Origin of the sequence: Thermogutta sp. (assembly GCF_039793925.1) — a bacterium.
Classification (GTDB): Bacteria; Planctomycetota; Planctomycetia; order Pirellulales; family Thermoguttaceae; genus Thermogutta.
The window spans coordinates 1-1488 of sequence record NZ_JBAMME010000075.1 but is presented as its reverse complement, the minus strand read 5'-3'; the positions used below and the strand labels follow the sequence as shown (position 1 = coordinate 1488).

Genomic DNA, 1488 nt, shown 5'->3' with positions numbered 1-1488 from the left:
ATGATTTATTATAATATCAGTAATATAATATTACCTGTGCTAAGTTGGATATGGGTTGACAGATTGGAATTGACTGGGAAATAAATCAACCACCCAGGCTTGTCCCAGGTGGTTGAGTACACACACTGCTCCCCTTATAATGGTAGCTGCCACACCAACAGAATAAGGGGGAACAGCTGTGTATACTCATCCTATCGCATTACGCTGCAGAAAGCAAGCCATGAAACTCGACCAGAGAAAAGTTTATACGCGCAGAGAAATAGCCAGCAAATGCCAGATGTCTCACACCACCTTCTACAAATTTTTAGAAAGGTATGAGGAACAGGGTGAGGCTGGCCTTTATGATAAAGAACGTGTACCGGGCATCAGGCCCAACCAAACTCCGCCGGACGTTGAGGAAGCCATTTTGGCTTTTGTCCAGGACCACCCTGCTTACGGCCCAAAAAGGATCAGCGCCGAACTAAAAAAAGGCGGCATTAAAGTCGGCGAAACCGCCGTATACGGGGTGCTTAAACGAAATGGCCTCAATACCAGGCGCGACCGCCTGAAATGGATTGACTCCCTGCAGCCTCCCCAGGAGAAAACAGCCTGGGAGTTAGACAAGGAGGCCAGCCAGCACCGGCACGTGCATGCCCCTGTACCAGGCTACCTTGTCAGCCAGGACGGAAAGCTTATCGGCCGCCTGGCTGGAATCGGAAAAGTGTACGTCCAGGCTGGGGTGGACTGCGCCAGCAGCTATGGCTGGGCGAAGCTCTACACCGATAAGACGGCCGATTCCGCTGCTGACTTTCTAATTCACGTCCACCGCGATTGTCAATCCATGGGCGTTAAGGTACAGCGGGTCCTGACGGATAACGGCAGGGAATACGGTTCGTCCGAACCCACCTACGGACATTTATTTGGCGCCACATGCCTTATCTTGGGCATTAAGCACAAGACCACCAAGGTGAAGCACCCCTGGACCAACGGTTACGCCGAACGGTTTGTTCAAACCCTCTACCAGGAATTCTTCCAGGTGGCCTTAAGGTGGAAAAGGTACACCTCCGTGGAGGAGCTTCAGGCCGACCTGGACAGGTACCTGTACTATTACAACTGGAAGCGCCCCCACCAGGGTCGTCGTACCAGGGGCAGGACACCGGCAGAGGCATTCTTTGTACCATACCCGGACCAACTCTTTCTGCCGGCACCGAAACTCACTGCGTAACTTACAAGGAACAAAGTGGCGGTCTTGACTGCCACCCCGCGTGTGGTTGATTTTGTCTACCGACGGGGCGGCTCCGGGAACATGTCATGGTGATGCATATGCCCCGCCGGCCACTCAATTGTACCACACGCGGGGACCCCGGCCGTCAAGACTTCCCTAACGGCGCCACTTTGATTAAGGTTAACCTCAAGGGCTCACCAGGAACATGTCAATAAGGGGAGCAGTAATTATTCTCGTTATGTCAACCCCTTGACAACTTAACTCATTTTAAAATATACGGTTGA

Annotated in this window: 1 protein-coding gene; it reads left to right on the top strand. The window is 52.2% G+C overall.

The features are described from left to right. Positions 1 to 220: 220 nt before the first annotated feature. Positions 221 to 1204, top strand: a complete 984-nt coding sequence (locus ABJK56_RS02400; RefSeq protein WP_347243069.1) for an IS481 family transposase — start codon at positions 221 to 223, stop codon at positions 1202 to 1204. Positions 1205 to 1488 lie beyond the last annotated feature (284 nt).